Annotated in this window: 12 protein-coding genes; 7 read left to right on the top strand and 5 right to left on the bottom strand. The window is 69.2% G+C overall.

What is annotated here, in order from left to right:
* From mutM to holA, 4 genes are all read left to right on the top strand, one after another.
* On the top strand, positions 1 to 885 hold the full coding sequence (gene mutM / locus DNK54_RS05595) for a bifunctional DNA-formamidopyrimidine glycosylase/DNA-(apurinic or apyrimidinic site) lyase (RefSeq protein WP_110205988.1): 885 nt from the start codon (positions 1 to 3) through the stop codon (positions 883 to 885).
* Between the two features lie 86 nt (positions 886 to 971).
* Positions 972 to 1184 (top strand): hypothetical protein, encoded by a 213-nt coding sequence (locus tag DNK54_RS05590; RefSeq protein WP_110205987.1) that lies wholly within the window; start codon positions 972 to 974, stop codon positions 1182 to 1184.
* Positions 1185 to 1191: 7 nt separating this feature from the next.
* The gene (locus DNK54_RS05585; RefSeq protein WP_110205986.1) at positions 1192 to 2454 is read left to right on the top strand and encodes an MFS transporter; all 1263 of its coding nucleotides are present in this window, start codon (positions 1192 to 1194) and stop codon (positions 2452 to 2454) included.
* 10 nt (positions 2455 to 2464) lie between these two features.
* Positions 2465 to 3451, top strand: coding sequence for a DNA polymerase III subunit delta (gene holA / locus DNK54_RS05580; protein WP_110205985.1), 987 nt, complete (start codon positions 2465 to 2467; stop codon positions 3449 to 3451).
* Positions 3452 to 3512: 61 nt separating this feature from the next.
* Here holA and rpsT read toward each other — a convergent pair whose 3' ends face one another.
* From rpsT to DNK54_RS05565, 3 genes are all read right to left on the bottom strand, one after another.
* Complete coding sequence (gene rpsT / locus DNK54_RS05575; protein WP_110205984.1) at positions 3513 to 3773, bottom strand: 30S ribosomal protein S20; 261 nt, start codon at positions 3771 to 3773, stop codon at positions 3513 to 3515.
* 157 nt (positions 3774 to 3930) lie between these two features.
* Positions 3931 to 4869, bottom strand: coding sequence for a phosphotransferase family protein (locus DNK54_RS05570; protein ID WP_239459938.1), 939 nt, complete (start codon positions 4867 to 4869; stop codon positions 3931 to 3933).
* Positions 4870 to 4951: 82 nt separating this feature from the next.
* A complete protein-coding gene (locus DNK54_RS05565; protein WP_110205983.1) occupies positions 4952 to 5446 on the bottom strand; it encodes a DUF4189 domain-containing protein in 495 nt (164 codons plus the stop codon).
* A 164-nt stretch (positions 5447 to 5610) separates the two neighbouring features.
* Between DNK54_RS05565 and lepA the strand changes: the two genes are divergently transcribed.
* Positions 5611 to 7494 (top strand): translation elongation factor 4, encoded by a 1884-nt coding sequence (lepA, locus tag DNK54_RS05560; protein ID WP_110205982.1) that lies wholly within the window; start codon positions 5611 to 5613, stop codon positions 7492 to 7494.
* A 12-nt stretch (positions 7495 to 7506) separates the two neighbouring features.
* On the opposite strand, the gene DNK54_RS05555 is transcribed toward lepA, so the two are convergent.
* A complete protein-coding gene (locus DNK54_RS05555) occupies positions 7507 to 8142 on the bottom strand; it encodes a TetR/AcrR family transcriptional regulator (protein WP_110205981.1) in 636 nt (211 codons plus the stop codon).
* 97 nt (positions 8143 to 8239) lie between these two features.
* Between DNK54_RS05555 and DNK54_RS05550 the strand changes: the two genes are divergently transcribed.
* Both DNK54_RS05550 and DNK54_RS05545 read left to right on the top strand, forming a co-directional pair.
* Positions 8240 to 9517 (top strand): MBL fold metallo-hydrolase, encoded by a 1278-nt coding sequence (locus tag DNK54_RS05550; protein ID WP_110205980.1) that lies wholly within the window; start codon positions 8240 to 8242, stop codon positions 9515 to 9517.
* Entirely contained in the window at positions 9514 to 11688 is a 2175-nt protein-coding gene (locus DNK54_RS05545) for an arylsulfatase (protein ID WP_110205979.1), read from the top strand. Before DNK54_RS05550 ends, DNK54_RS05545 begins: the two co-directional genes overlap by 4 nt.
* Positions 11689 to 11971: 283 nt before the next feature.
* On the opposite strand, the gene DNK54_RS05540 is transcribed toward DNK54_RS05545, so the two are convergent.
* Positions 11972 to 13588 carry an ABC transporter substrate-binding protein gene (locus DNK54_RS05540; protein ID WP_110205978.1) on the bottom strand — a complete coding sequence of 539 codons (1617 nt, stop codon included), beginning with the start codon at positions 13586 to 13588 and terminating at the stop codon, positions 11972 to 11974.
* Positions 13589 to 13842: the final 254 nt, after the last annotated feature.

Here is a 13842-nt window from a genome sequence, read left to right as displayed (position 1 = left end):
GTGCCCGAGCTGCCTGAGGTCGAGGTGGTCCGCCGGGGCGTCGAGACGCATGCCGTCGGCTGCCAGGTGGAGTCGGTGGAGGTGCTCCACCCCCGGCCGGTACGCCGCGAGCCGACCGGCCCGGCCGGCTTCGTCGAGGCGTTGACCAGCCGTACCGTGACGGCTGCGCGTCGCCGCGGAAAGTACCTGTGGTTTCCCCTCGACTCCGGCGATGCCGTCCTGGGACACCTGGGCATGAGCGGCCAGATGCTCGTGCAGCCGCCGGGTGCGCCCGACGAGCGACACCTGCGGGTGCGGTTCGGGCTGCTGGCTCCGTCGGGCGAGCGCCGCGAGCTGCGCTTCGTCGACCAGCGGATGTTCGGCGGCCTGGCGGTCTCACGCGGTGGTGCCGAGTTGCCGTCCGAGATCGCGCACATCGCCAGAGACCCGCTCGATGCCGAGTTCGACGAGGACGCCTTCGTTGCGGCCGTACGGCGTCGAGGCTCCGCGGTGAAGCGGATCCTCCTCGACCAGGCGGTGGTCTCCGGCATCGGCAACATCTACGCCGACGAGGCTCTCTGGCGCGCCGGCATCCACGGGGAGCGCCCCGGTGAGCGGCTGACCGCCCGACAGGTCCGTGAGCTGCTCGGGCATGCTCGAGCAGTGATGCTGGCGGCCCTCGACCAGGGCGGCACCTCATTCGACGCGCTCTACGTCAACGTCAACGGGGAGAGCGGCTACTTCGATCGGTCGCTCAACGCCTACGGCCGGGAGGGCGAGCCCTGCGCGCGCTGCGGGCGCCCGATCCGGCGGATCTCCTTCATGAACCGATCCTCGTACTTCTGCGGCCGCTGTCAGCCTGTGCCGCGGACCCCGAGGCGTGCTCATACCACGACCTCAGATTGACTGCAACCACTCCTGCGTGGGACTCTTGAAGACGGCCCGACAAGCCGTCGGGCCTCCCGCATCCTCACTCACTCGGAGGCAATTGCATGGCCAAGGCGCTTCTCGGTCACATGAGCAGCGACCTGCGGTACACCGCTCGTCAGACAGTGGAGAGGCTGATGGCGGAGAACCGTCGACTCCGGGAGCTCGTCGCTGAGCTCGAGGCACGGGTCGACCGGTTGTCCGTCGAGAACGAGGAGTTGACGACCGCCCAGGCGGCCGTGCTCCTCGAGCCTATCGAGGACATGCAGCCGGCCTGAGCCGGCGGTGCGCCTACTCGAAACTCTTCTTCCGTCCCGGCTCGGCACGCAGTTCCGGTGGTTGCTCGGCTCCTCGTGGGCCAGCAACCTCGGGGACGGCATCGTCCTGGCTGCCGGACCGCTGCTGATCGCCTCGCAGACCACCGACCCGAGGCTGGTCGCGCTCGCCGCTCTCCTCCAGCGATTGCCCTGGTTGCTCTTCGGGCTGTACGCCGGCGTGCTCGCCGACCGCCTGGACCGGATCCGGCTCTCCGTGGCGGTCGACCTGCTGCGGATACTGGTGCTCGTCGGTCTGCTCGGCTGCATCGCCACCGACCGGATCGGCATCGGCCTGATCTTGGCGGTGGTCTTCCTGCTCGGAGTGGCCGAGGTCTTCGCCGACACCACGGCGGGCACGCTGCTGCCGATGCTCGTCGAGAAACGGGATCTCGGCGTCGCGAACGCCCGGTTGACCGCGGGCTTCCTCACCGTGAACCAGTTGATCGGCCCGCCGATCGGGGCCGGGCTCTTCGCGCTCGGCCTGCTCTGGCCCTTCGTTGCCCAGGCGGTGGTGCTTGGCTGCGCGGTGCTGATGCTGAGCCGGATCCGGGTTCGTCGCTCCACCCCGGCTGCGGTCGGTCGCAGCACCTGGACCGAGATGGTCAGCGGTCTCGTCTGGACCTGGCGGAGCCCGGCCGTCCGCACGCTCACCCTGACCATCGTCACCTTCAACGTGACCTACGGTGCCGCGTGGTCGGTCCTGGTGCTCTACGCCACGGAGGTGCTCGACATGGGCGAGGTCGGCTTCGGCCTGCTGACCTCTGCCGGGGCGGTGGGCGGGATGATCGGTGTCGCCGGCTACGACTGGCTCGAGCGACGCTTCCGGCTCGGTGACATCATGCGGGTGGGCCTGATCCTGGAGACGCTGACCCACCTGGCTCTCGCCCTCACTCGCAGCGGAGGGGTCGCCCTCGTGGTGATGGTGGTCTTCGGCGCGCACGCCTTCGTCTGGGGAGTCACCTCCCGCACCGTCCGCATGCGCGCAGTGCCGGAGGAGCTCCAGGGCCGGGTCGGCAGTGTCTACTTGGTCGGGGTCTTCGGCTCCATCGTCGTGGGCAACGCCCTGGGCGGCGTCCTGGCGTCCGCATGGGGCCTGCTGGCGCCCTTCTGGTTCGCCTTCGTCGGGAGCGCGGTCCTGGTGGTGCTGGTCTGGGGCCAGATGCCGCACATCGCCCACACCGACGATCCTGACGGCGACGCGGACGACGAGACGGTCGGGGCTGCCACGTAGGCTGCGGCTCATGGCAGCCCGCGGATCCCAGGCTCAGGTGCTCGGTCGCGTCACGCTCGTGACCGGTCCTGAGGAGTTCCTCAACGAGCGCACAGTCAGGCAGGTGCGCGAGGCCGCTCTGGCACAGGATCCCGAGGTCGAGTTCACGGACGCTCTCGGCGGCGACCTCACGCCGGCCTCGATGGGAGAGCTCTCTGCCCCGTCGCTCTTCTCCGCGACCCGGTGTGTCGTCGTCCGCGCCCTGGAGAACGTGCCGTCCGAGTCCGTCGACGGGCTGCTGGACTTCGCCGCCGCACCCGCCGAGGAGGTCGCCCTGGTGCTGCTGCACTCCGGCGGCCAGAAGGGGAGCGGCACGCTCGCCAAGCTGCGCAAGCTCCCCGCCGTGGCAGAGGTCAAGTCCGCGGCGCTCAAGGCGTCGGAGTACCCCCGCTTCGTCCAGTCAGAGGCTCGTACGGCGGGCGCGCGGATGGACGACGAGGCGGCCTCCTTCCTCGTGCAGGCAGTGGGGCAGGATCTCCGAGCCCTGGCCGCAGCCGTCGACCAGCTGGTCAACGACTTCCCGGGGCAGCCCCTCGACACCGAGCGGGTCCGCCGCTACTTCGGGGGGCGGGCCGAGGCCAAGTCGTTCGCGGTCGCTGACGCGGCGTTCCACGGCCGTCGAGCGGTCGCGTTGGAGGAGCTTCGCTGGGCGCTCGACGGCGGCACGGCGCCGGTGCTGGTGACGTCGGCCTTCGCGACCGGTGCCCGTGGCCTGGCCCGCTACGTCTCCGCGCCGCGCGGCATGCGCGAGGCCGATCTGGCGCGCGAGATCGGGGTGCCGCCGTGGAAGCTCCGCACGCTGCGCGACCAGTCCCGCGCCTGGAGCCGAGACGGGCTTGCCGCTGCGATCAACGCGGTCGCCCAGGCGGATGCCGACATCAAGGGTGCGGCCCACGACCCGGCCTACACGTTGGAGCGTCTGGTGCTCACCATCGCCGCGCTGCGCGACGCCCGCTGAATGCACGTTGGGCGCCACCCGGCACGGGTGACGCCCAACGTGTGAGGCTGGTGTGGCCGATTCAGAGGCCGGCGGTCGCCTTGCTGATCGCCGACTTGCGGTTCGCGGCCTGGTTCTTGTGGATCACGCCCTTGGAGGCGGCCTTGTCGAGCTTGCGGTTGGCCTCGCGACCGGCGCTCACCGCGGTGTCCTTGTCGCCCGCGGCGACAGCCTCGCGGAACTTGCGGATGGCGGTCTTCAGGCCGGACTTGACGGCCTTGTTGCGCTCGCGGGCGGCCTCGTTCTGCCGGTTCCGCTTGATCTGGGACTTGATGTTGGCCACTTGAGCTGCGATCTTTCTTGTCGTCGGACGGGATGAGAAGTTCAGAGTCTGCATGCGCGTGCTCACGCCCGGAGGGCAGGCACAGCACACGCGTCCAGCAACTCTACCGCTGGCGGTGGAGCGTCCCAAATCCAGGGCGTTGGCGTCGACGTCGCGCCTACCAGCCCCGACGCTCCCGGAGCCAGCCCCACGTGACCTCGGCCTGCCAGCCCTGCGCCACCCGAAGCCACGGGGAGCTTGACGGGATCGGGTCGCGGGACATGGCGAGGAAGTAGCCGCTGAGGACGGCGAGGGCCACGTCGAGGAGCTCGGGATCGGCAGCTCGGAGCAGGCGGCGTTCCCGGATCAGCTGCTCGACGTCGAGGCCGTCGCCGCGCGCTCCGACGAGCAGGCTCAGGCTGTCGAACCAGGCTGGTCCACGCGCCGCCCAGTTCCAGTCGCAGAGGAGTGCGCCTCCGTCGGGGGTGAGCAGCACGTTGTCGTCGCGCACGTCGGTGTGGAGGAGGGTGTCGCCGACCAGCTCGTCGACCCGGGCCGCCAGGTCGGCCGCGTCGTAGCCGTGCGGAAGCCCCGGTGTGTCGCGCAGGACACGGCCGTGCCAGAGCCGGGCCATGGGCTCCAGGTCGTCGGCCAGCTCGGCGACGTCGGGGAGCGGACTCGGGGTCAGGGCGTCGGCCGCCTCCTCCAGCAGGTCGAGGCTGCGATGCAGGTCGGCCGGCTGCCAGGGACGGGCGGGACGGGTGTGGTCGACGTACTCGATGGCCAGTACCACCCAGTCCGCGTCGAGCATCCACTGGAGCCGGGGCACCGGGACCCCGGCGGGGAGGGCGGCCAGGCGCTCACCCTCGGTTCGGTAGGAGGAGGCGAACGGCCGCTGCGCCTTGGTGGAGGCCGCCTTCACGAAGTGCCTGCTGCCGTCCGCGAGGGTCAGCACGGAGGCGAAGCCGGGAGTGAACCCGGCGTTCTGCGACTCGGCACCCACGACGCGGCCGCCCAGGCGCTGCTCCACCTGTTCGCGCAGCGCGGGCGGGAGGTGGGCCCAGGGCAGTCGACGAGCCGTCCGGCCGTGGGGGAGAGGGTCATCGACAGGGGTCACGGGGATCCATCCAACAGGAGACGGAAGTGGGGTACGACGACCTGCTCGGTCGTCGCACCCCACCAGGAAGTGAGCCGCGGGCTCAGCGGTAGCGCGTGGTGCAGACCCAGGTGTGCACCCTGGCCTTCTTGCCCGCCTTCTTCTTGGCGAGCGACTTCGCCTTCTTCTTGGTGAAGGCGACGCCCCAGCCGACCTTGGTGATCTTGTTGTTCTTCACCCGCACCGCGACGGCGGCGCATCCGTTGCGCACCCAGACGACGGGCTTGCAGGACGAGGTGTTCACCCCGCTGGGCGTGCGCGCCTTGCAGTGCTTCTTGGCCGCCTTCTTCGCCTTGGCCTTGGAGGCCTTGTCGTAGCTCCAGCCACTCCACCCGGTCTTGACGTTCAGCGCGATCGCGCCGTAGTTGACCCGGCGTGCAGCCGTGCGCGTGGCCGTCGTGCTCGCCTCGGCGGCCTGCGCGCCGTCGGCACCGGCGGCGTTCGCCGGAGACAGGGCGCTCATCATGCCGACCGCCAGCAGCAGGGCGGTCAGGAGCAGACCGACGGTGCGGAGACGTCCAGTCCCGATCCTGGTCATGTGTCTCTCTCCCCTCACATTGGGCCGACGTCGGTCGCCGGCCACCCTCGGCCTACCCGGGTGTTCTGAGAACGAAACCAGGGATGCACGGCCAGTCCCGCAAGCATGGGAGGATGGAGGGACTTTTTGCAACGTTGACGCCCTGACGCCTGGAAGAACGCCACGTGACCAACGCTCCACAGCCCGGCAAGACCGACGCCGGGATCATCCGCAACTTCTGCATCATCGCCCACATCGACCACGGCAAGTCGACCCTCGCCGACCGCATGCTCCAGCTGACCGGCGTGGTCGACGAGCGCGCCGCCCGGGCGCAGTACCTCGACCGCATGGACATCGAGCGGGAGCGCGGCATCACGATCAAGAGCCAGGCGGTGCGGATGCCGTGGACGGTGACCGACGAGGCGGCGACCGCCCACGGTGTCACCTCCGGGCCAGGCACCTATGTGCTCAACATGATCGACACGCCCGGCCACGTCGACTTCACCTACGAGGTATCCCGATCGTTGGAGGCGTGCGAGGCGGCGATCCTGCTGGTCGACGCTGCCCAAGGCATCGAGGCGCAGACGCTGGCCAACCTCTATCTGGCGATGGGGGCCGACCTCCACATCATCCCGGTGCTCAACAAGATCGACCTGCCCAGTGCCAACCCGGAGAAGTACGCCGCCGAGCTCGCCGGCCTCGTGGGCTGTGAGCCTGAGGACGTGCTCCGGGTCAGCGCGAAGTCGGGGGTGGGCGTCGAGGCACTGCTCAACGAGATCGTCAAGCAGACCCCGGCACCGGTCGGGAATCCCGACGCTCCGGCGCGGGCGCTGATCTTCGACTCCGTCTACGACACCTATCGCGGCGTGGTCACCTACGTGCGGGTGGTGGACGGCAAGCTCACGCACCGTGACCGCATCAAGATGATGTCGACCAATGCCGTGCACGAGATGCTCGAGGTCGGCGTGATCAGCCCCGAGCCGGTGAAGGCCGGTGAGATCGGGGTCGGCGAGGTCGGCTACCTCATCACAGGCGTGAAGGACGTGCGGCAGTCCCGCGTCGGTGACACCGTGACGACACAGCACGGCGGAGCGACCGAACCGCTCGGGGGCTACAAGCACCCGAACCCCATGGTCTACGCGGGCCTCTACCCGATCGACGGCGACCAGTTCGGCGAGCTGCGCGAGGCCCTCGAGAAGCTCCAGCTCAACGACGCCGCCCTCACCTACGAGCCGGAGACGTCGGGTGCGCTCGGCTTCGGGTTCCGCTGCGGCTTCCTCGGCCTGCTGCACATGGAGATCACCCGTGATCGCCTGGAGCGCGAGTTCAACCTCGACCTGATCTCGACCGCGCCCAACGTGGTCTACCAGGTGCTGATGGAGGACGGCAGCGAGAACGAGGTCACCAATCCGAGCGAGTTCCCCGAGGGGAAGATCGCCGAGGTGCGTGAACCGGTGGTGAAGGCGACGATCCTCAGTCCGTCCGAGTTCATCGGCACGATCATGGAGCTGTGCCAGAACAAGCGCGGCGCGCTCCAGGGGATGGACTACCTCTCCGAGGACCGCGTCGAGATGCGCTACGTGCTGCCGATGGGCGAGATCGTCTTCGACTTCTTCGACCAGCTGAAGTCGCGCACGAAGGGCTACGCCTCGCTCGACTACGAGCGCTCGGGCGAGCAGGCTGCCGACCTGGTGAAGGTAGACATCCTGCTCCAGGGAGAGCCGGTCGATGCCTTCTCCGCCATCGTGCACCGCGACGCCGCCTACAACTACGGCGTGATGATGGCCGGCAAGCTCAAGGAGCTCATCCCGAGGCAGCAGTTCGAGGTGCCGATCCAAGCCGCCATCGGTGCCCGCGTGATTGCGCGGGAGAACATCCGTGCGATCCGCAAGGACGTGCTCGCCAAGTGCTACGGCGGCGACATCAGCCGGAAGCGCAAGCTGCTGGAGAAGCAGAAGGAGGGCAAGAAGCGGATGAAGATGGTCGGCCGCGTCGAGGTCCCGCAGGAGGCCTTCGTGGCCGCGCTCTCCACTGGTGGCGGCCCGGTCGACAAGACCGGCAAGAAGTAGCCGTCCGCCCCGTCACGGCGCCCGGAGCAGTGCGACGAGCATCGTGACCAGGTCGTCGGTGACCCGATCCAGCGGTGACGTACGACGCCCTTGGGCCTGTTCGTACTCCTGGTCCGCCAGCACGCGCAGGGTGGTCTGCGCGATCCATCGCTGTCGGCGCGCGTAGTCGCGGGGGGCGACGTCGGGGACCTGGGCCCGCATCGCGGCCTCCAGCTCCTGCAGATGGGCAGGGCGTGGTGCGAGTCGGGCCACGGCATGCCCGCCCTGGAAGTCGACGACCTGTGCCAGGAAGCGGAGATACCAGGTGGGCTGGTCGACGCTGCCGCCTGCCACCACCTCGGCCAGGGGAAGGACGAAGCAGCGCACCAGCGCCGCGAGCTCCGGCGTGCTGCCGTCGTCGAGCAGGGCGCCGACCAGCTCTGCGCGGCGTCGGTCGACGGTCGCAGAGCGGTGGCTGATCACCGCCTCGACGAGCCCGTCGCGTGTGCCGAAGTGGTACTGCGCGGCCGAGTTGTTGCGCTGTCCGGCAGCCAGGCCCACGGTGCGCAGGGAGACGCCCTCGAGGCCGCGCTCCGCGAAGAGCTGCTCGGCGACCTCGATCATCCGCGTCCGTGCGGTCGAGCTCCGGGTGAGTGGCTGGTCGGTCACGCCCGGGAGGGTACTACCTGGGCGGGACGGCTGTTTGACGAGGTTAAGACAAGTGTCTTAATTTCACGGGAGTCCGTTCATCGACCAAGGAGTCACCGTGGCGTTCCCCGAGAACCAGCAGAAGGCGGCGCGTGCCGCCTTCGGTCTTTTCAACCCGGCTCAGGGAGTGCACATCTTCTCCCGCGAGCACAGTGCCGAGCAGGAGCCGATCGTCGTCGAGGTGGCTCCCCGCACCTGGTTCATCCAGCCCGGGATGGTCAACGTGGGGCTTTTCGAGACCGACGAGGGCCTGGTGATGGTCGACGCCGGATGTGCCGGAGACGGCCCGTCGCTGCTGCGCGCCGTACGCTCCGTCAGCGATCGGCCGTTGCACACCGTGATCTACACCCACGGGCACAGCGACCACTGCTTCGGGCTCTGGGCGTTCCTGGAGGCGGGCGAGCGGCCCGAGATCGTCGCCCATGAGAACGTCGTCGCCCATTTCCGGCGCTACATCAAGACGGCGGGACTCAACGGCCACATCAACGGCCAGCGGCCGGGCCCTGACGGCAGACGCTGGGCCGAGCAGGAGAGCGACTTCGACTGGCCGACGCGTACCTACCGCGAGACGCTGGAACTCACCGTGGGCGGAGAGCCGTTCGTGCTCCGGCACGGCAAGGGTGAGACGGACGACGCCACCTGGGTCTGGGCGCCGGAGCGCCGGGTCATCGCGGCCGGTGATCTGCTCACCGGCTACTTCCCCAACGCCGGCAACCCTCGGAAGGTGCAGCGCTTCGCCGAGGAGTGGGCCGACGCCGCCGAGGAGATGGCTGCCCTGCGGCCGCTCGCGGTGATCACCGGCCACGGTGACCTGGCCGTCGGTGAGGAGGAGCTCCAAGACGAGCTCACCACCCTTGCCCGTTATCTGCGGCACATCGTGGACCACACTCTGCGCGGCCTCAACGCCGGGTTGATGCACGACGAGATCGTCGACAGCCTGGAGATCCCGGCCGAGTTCCGCAACCACCCGCGGCTCCCGGCGGTCTACGACCAGCCCGAGTTCGTCTGCCGCAACGTGATCCGGCGCTACTCAGGTTGGTGGGACGGCTACCCGGCGAACCTTCTCCCAGCGCCGTACGCCGCCCGGGCCCGAGAGATCGCTGCCCTCGCCGGCGGCATCGGGGCGCTCGTCGACCGGGCGCGGGAGCTCGCCGAGACCGATCTGGCGCTCGCCGGCCATCTTGCCGAGTGGGCGTTCTGGGCCGACCGCGCAGACCCCGACGCCCAGGCGGCGTACGTCGACATCCTGGAACGGCGCGCCAAGCAGCAGCCCGGGCTCATGGCGCAGGTGGGCCTGCGGTGGAGCCGCCGCTACGCAGAGCAGGCGGCCCGATGAACGCGCGGCAGCCTGAGGGGCGCCCCAACATCGTCGTCGTCCTGCTCGACGACGTCGGCTTCGGTGCAGCCTCGACCTTCGGTGGGCCGGTGCACACGCCGACGCTCGACAGGCTTGCCAGCCGCGGCCTGCGCTACAACCGCTTCCACACCACGGCGATCTGCTCGCCGACCCGCGCCTCGCTGCTGACCGGCCGTGACGCCCACGTCACCGGCGTAGGCACCGTCTTGAACTCGGCCTTCGACCACCCTGCCTATCGCGGGGTGCTGCGTGACGAGACCGCCACGGTCGCCCGGATGCTCTCAGGAGCCGGCTACAGCACCGCCTGCATCGGCAAGTGGCATCTGGCACCTACGTGGGAGAGCTCGCAGGCGGGTCCCTTCGACCGCTGGCCGACCGGCCGTGGCTTCGACCACTTCTACGGGTTCCTCGGCGGCGAGACGCATCAGTTCGAGCCGACCCTCTACGAGGGCACCCGGCCCGTCCATCGGCCCGACCGGGACGACTATCACCTGACCGAGGATCTGGTCGACAAGGCGATCGAGTGGATCCGGGTGCAACGGGCCATGACGCCGGGCCGGCCGTTCTTCCTCTACCTGCCGCCCGGCGCCACACACGCGCCCCTGCACGTTCCGGCGGGGTGGCGGGAGAAGTACGCGGGCTCCTTCGACCAGGGCTGGGATGCCGTCCGCACCCAGACCTGGAGCCGGCAGCTGGCTGACGGCGTGATCCCCGAGGGCACCGGCCTGACGCCGCGACCCGAGGAGATCCCGGCGTGGGAGACCCTCAGCGAGGACGAGCGCACCGTCGCCGCGCGGCTGATGGAGGTCTACGCCGGCTTCCTCGAGCACACCGACACTCACCTCGGTCGGCTCGTCGACGAGCTGGAGGAGAGCGGCCAGTTCGACAACACCCTCTTCTGCTACGTCGTCGGCGACAACGGCAGCAGCGCGGAGGGCGGCCCGTCGGGAGCGCTCAACTACATGGGGACGCTCCAAGGGCTCGCCGAGTCCACCGAGCTGCGGAGGGACGCGCTTGACCGGATCGGCACCGCCGACTCCTACGCGCAGTACCCGGCAGGCTGGGCGTGGGCGATGACCACGCCGTTCCAGTGGATGAAGCAGGTCGCCTCGCACCTTGGCGGCACCCGCAACCCGATGGTGGTCTCCTGGCCAGCCGGGATCGGCGGCGCCGGGGAGTGGCGGAGCCAGTTCGGTCACGTCAACGACCTGGCGCCGACCTTCTTGGAGGTGGCCGGAGTCGAGGCTCCCGAGTATGTCGACGGCGTACGCCAGCTGCCGATGGACGGGACGAGCCTGGTGCCGTCGTTCTCCAGTGCGGATGCTGATGAGCACCATCGAGTGCAGTACTTCGAGGTGAACGGTCATCGGTCGGTCTATCGCGACGGATGGATGGCGTCGGCGCACCACGGCGGGGTTCCGTGGACCGTCGGACTGCCGGGAGAGCAGCGGTCGTTCGACGAGGACGTCTGGGAGCTCTACGACCTCGGCGCCGACTTCAGCCAGGCCCATGATGTCTCAGCCGACCACCCGCAGCTGCTTGCCGAGCTGACGGCATTGTTCGAGGACGAGGCCGGCCGCGTGGGCATCCTGCCGTTGCAGGATGCCCGGATCCGCCGGCCCCGGACACTGCCCAACCTGAGCGAGGGACGGACCAGCTTCACCTTCTACGAAGGCATGGTCGGCATGCCGGAGGAGCAGGCGCCCCGGCTGGTCGGACGCTCCTGGCACCTCGCGGCACGCCTCGACGCCGGGCCGGAGGTTCGTGGTGTCGTCGCGACGATGGGAGGTCGTGCCGCAGGATGGTCCCTGTGGATCGACCCGGAGCGGCGGCCGGTGTTGACCTACCGGACGTTCGAGATCGATCGGGTCGAGGTGAGGGGCAAGTCGCTCGACCCGGGTGAGCACCTGGTCGAGGTCGTCTTCGCCTACGAGGGACCTGGCTTCGCCCGGCCCGCGACGCTCAGTCTGGTGGTCGATGGCGAGTCGGCCGGGAGCGCTCGGGTCCGGGCGACACCGCCGGCGGTCTTCTCCATCGACGAGACGTTCGACATCGGCTGCACCACCGGATCGCCGGTGGGGGACCACCCGGTCGACTTCCCGTTCCGGGACGGCCGAGTGCTCCGCGTCGACCTCGAGCTGGACGGCTGACTTCGGCACCGGTGTTGTGGCCGGGCTCGCTGGAACTGGTTCCAGCGGGCCCGGCCGTGTATTTGGCGCTGGAACTGCGGCCTCACCTCGGCGCGGTGGCCCAGGCTGGGTCGCGGTGTAGTCGCATACCGCCGATGGGCACACCGGCGAGGTAGTGGCAAGCATGACGGGATCAACGTCACTTCACAGCCGGACCTCGATGACCGACGGAGATGCGAAACGGCGCCCGACCGGGTGGGTCGGGCGCCGTTCCGCCGTTCACCTCAAGGGCGGGGGAGGAGGGTCACTCCTTCCAAGCCGCGCCGTACAGCATGATGTTCTGCGAGGTGGGCACGATGCCGTGCACGGTCTTCTGCCACGGGGAGAAGAAGCCAGCCTCGGCCATGGCGACGCCCGGGACGTCCTGCTGCCACAGCTCGTTGATCTGCTGCAGGGTGTCGATGGCGGCTGCCGGCTGCTTGGACTGCAGGTCGTCGATCAGCTTGTCCATCTCCGGGTTGTTGTAGCCGGCCGGGTTCGACGGCGACGTGCTGTAGATGTTGTTCGCCAGGCTGGTGTACGGGTCCTCGGCGATGCTCATCGCGCCCAGCGCCAGGTCGAAGTCGTGGCTGACGTAGAGACGGTTGGTCTGCTCGGTCACGTCGCGCAGGAGCTCCAGCTCGACGTCGAAGCCGACGGCCTCGAGCATCGCCTCGACGGTGACCGCGGCGGTCTGCGAGACCTGGTCCGACTGGCCGATGTAGCTCAGCGAGGTGTCTGCACCGTCGGCCTTGGCCTCGGTCACGAGCTTCTTGGCGAGCTCCGGGTCGTAGTCGGCGGTGTCGACGTCCTTGAAGTAGGGGTAGGCGTGGCTGTAGATGTTGCGCGAGGCCAGGCCGGCGCCCTTCTGGGTGCGGTCGAGGAAGACCTGCGGGTCGATCGCGGCGTTGATGGCCTGGCGGATCCGCACGTCCTCGCCGGGACGTCCCTCGCGGTTGTTGATCCAGATGGTGGAGCCGTTGCCCACCGGGTTCATGATCCCCGACCAGCCGGCCTTGCGGGACTCCTCCAGCACCGCGGCGGCGCGGACGCTGATCACGTCGACGTCGCCGGCCTTGAGGGCGTCGTACTTGGCCTGGTCCGCCTGGATCCAGGTGAAGCGGATCTTGTCGAGGTGGGCCTTGTCACCGTAGTAGTCGTCGTTGCGGGCGAGCACGAGCTCCTCGGCGGGCTTGTAGCTCTCGAACGTGAAGGGGCCCGCGCCGATCGGCTTGAACTTGTCGGGCCCGCCCTTGATGGCCGCCGGGGCGACGATCATGCCGGCGCCGGAGGTGAGCATCATCGGGAAGGAGGCCCAGGGCTTGTTGAGGGTGAAGACGACGGTGTCGGCGCCCTGCGGCTTCATGTCCTTGATGTTCGCGGCGAGGACGGCGACGTTGAAGCCGCGGTTCGCCATGAAGTAGCCGATGCTGCCCAGCACGGCGGCGGAGTCGACCGGCGTGCCGTCGGAGAACTTGGCGCCGGCGCGCAGCTTGAGGGTCCAGGTGATGTCGTCCTGGGTCTCCAGCGACTCGGCCAGGGCCGGGGTGTAGGTGCCCTGGGTGGTGTCGTAGCGCATCAGCGTGTCGTAGACGGCGGCCAGCGCGTTGCCGCCCACGGCGCCGTTCGGGATGGTCTTGGTCGGGTCGAGGCTCCGCGCCTCGCCGTAGTCGACGACCTCGAGGGTGCCGCCCTTCTTCGGCTCGCCAGCGGCGGTGTCGCCGACTACGCCCTGGACGTAGATCTCCTCCTTGGTCATGCCACCGTTGCCGGCGCCATCCTTCTTGTCGTCGCCACCCGAGTTGGCACAGCCGGTGATCAGCAACGCGCCGGCCATCAGAGCAACGGCGACGCGGGTCCGCGTCGCGGTGCGGTTCAGCATGAGTCCTCCATGAGCTGGTGCCGCTCGGGCAGTCCCGAACGGCGAGTGTCGGCGGTCACGTTAAGGACGTGATGAGACTCGCAGTCGGGCGTTGTCCCGCTCACTGGAAGAACGTGCGGGTTTTCGTTGTGTCGTGGCCGGCTCGGGCACGTCCGTTCGGTGGGATCTCGCGCGTTTCTTACCGGCGGGTAGCCCGCGTGATCTAGGTTACGTGCTGGAGTGTCAGTTCCGCGTGGTCAGAGCCCACCGCCGAA

It is taken from the genome of Nocardioides daejeonensis (genome assembly GCF_003194585.1).
Lineage (GTDB): Bacteria > Actinomycetota > Actinomycetes > Propionibacteriales > Nocardioidaceae > Nocardioides > Nocardioides daejeonensis.
The sequence above is the reverse complement of the archived record's forward strand: the minus strand, read 5'-3'. Positions and strand labels throughout refer to the sequence as shown.

Coding starts and splice junctions, on each gene's coding strand:
- holA (WP_110205985.1), top strand. CDS start 2,465: ATGGCAGCCCGCGGATCCCAGGCTCAGGTGCTCGGTCGCGTCACGCTC.
- DNK54_RS05590 (WP_110205987.1), top strand. CDS start 972: ATGGCCAAGGCGCTTCTCGGTCACATGAGCAGCGACCTGCGGTACACC.
- DNK54_RS05565 (WP_110205983.1), bottom strand. CDS start 5,446: ATGACCAGGATCGGGACTGGACGTCTCCGCACCGTCGGTCTGCTCCTG.
- DNK54_RS05540 (WP_110205978.1), bottom strand. CDS start 13,588: ATGCTGAACCGCACCGCGACGCGGACCCGCGTCGCCGTTGCTCTGATG.
- DNK54_RS05545 (WP_110205979.1), top strand. CDS start 9,514: ATGAACGCGCGGCAGCCTGAGGGGCGCCCCAACATCGTCGTCGTCCTG.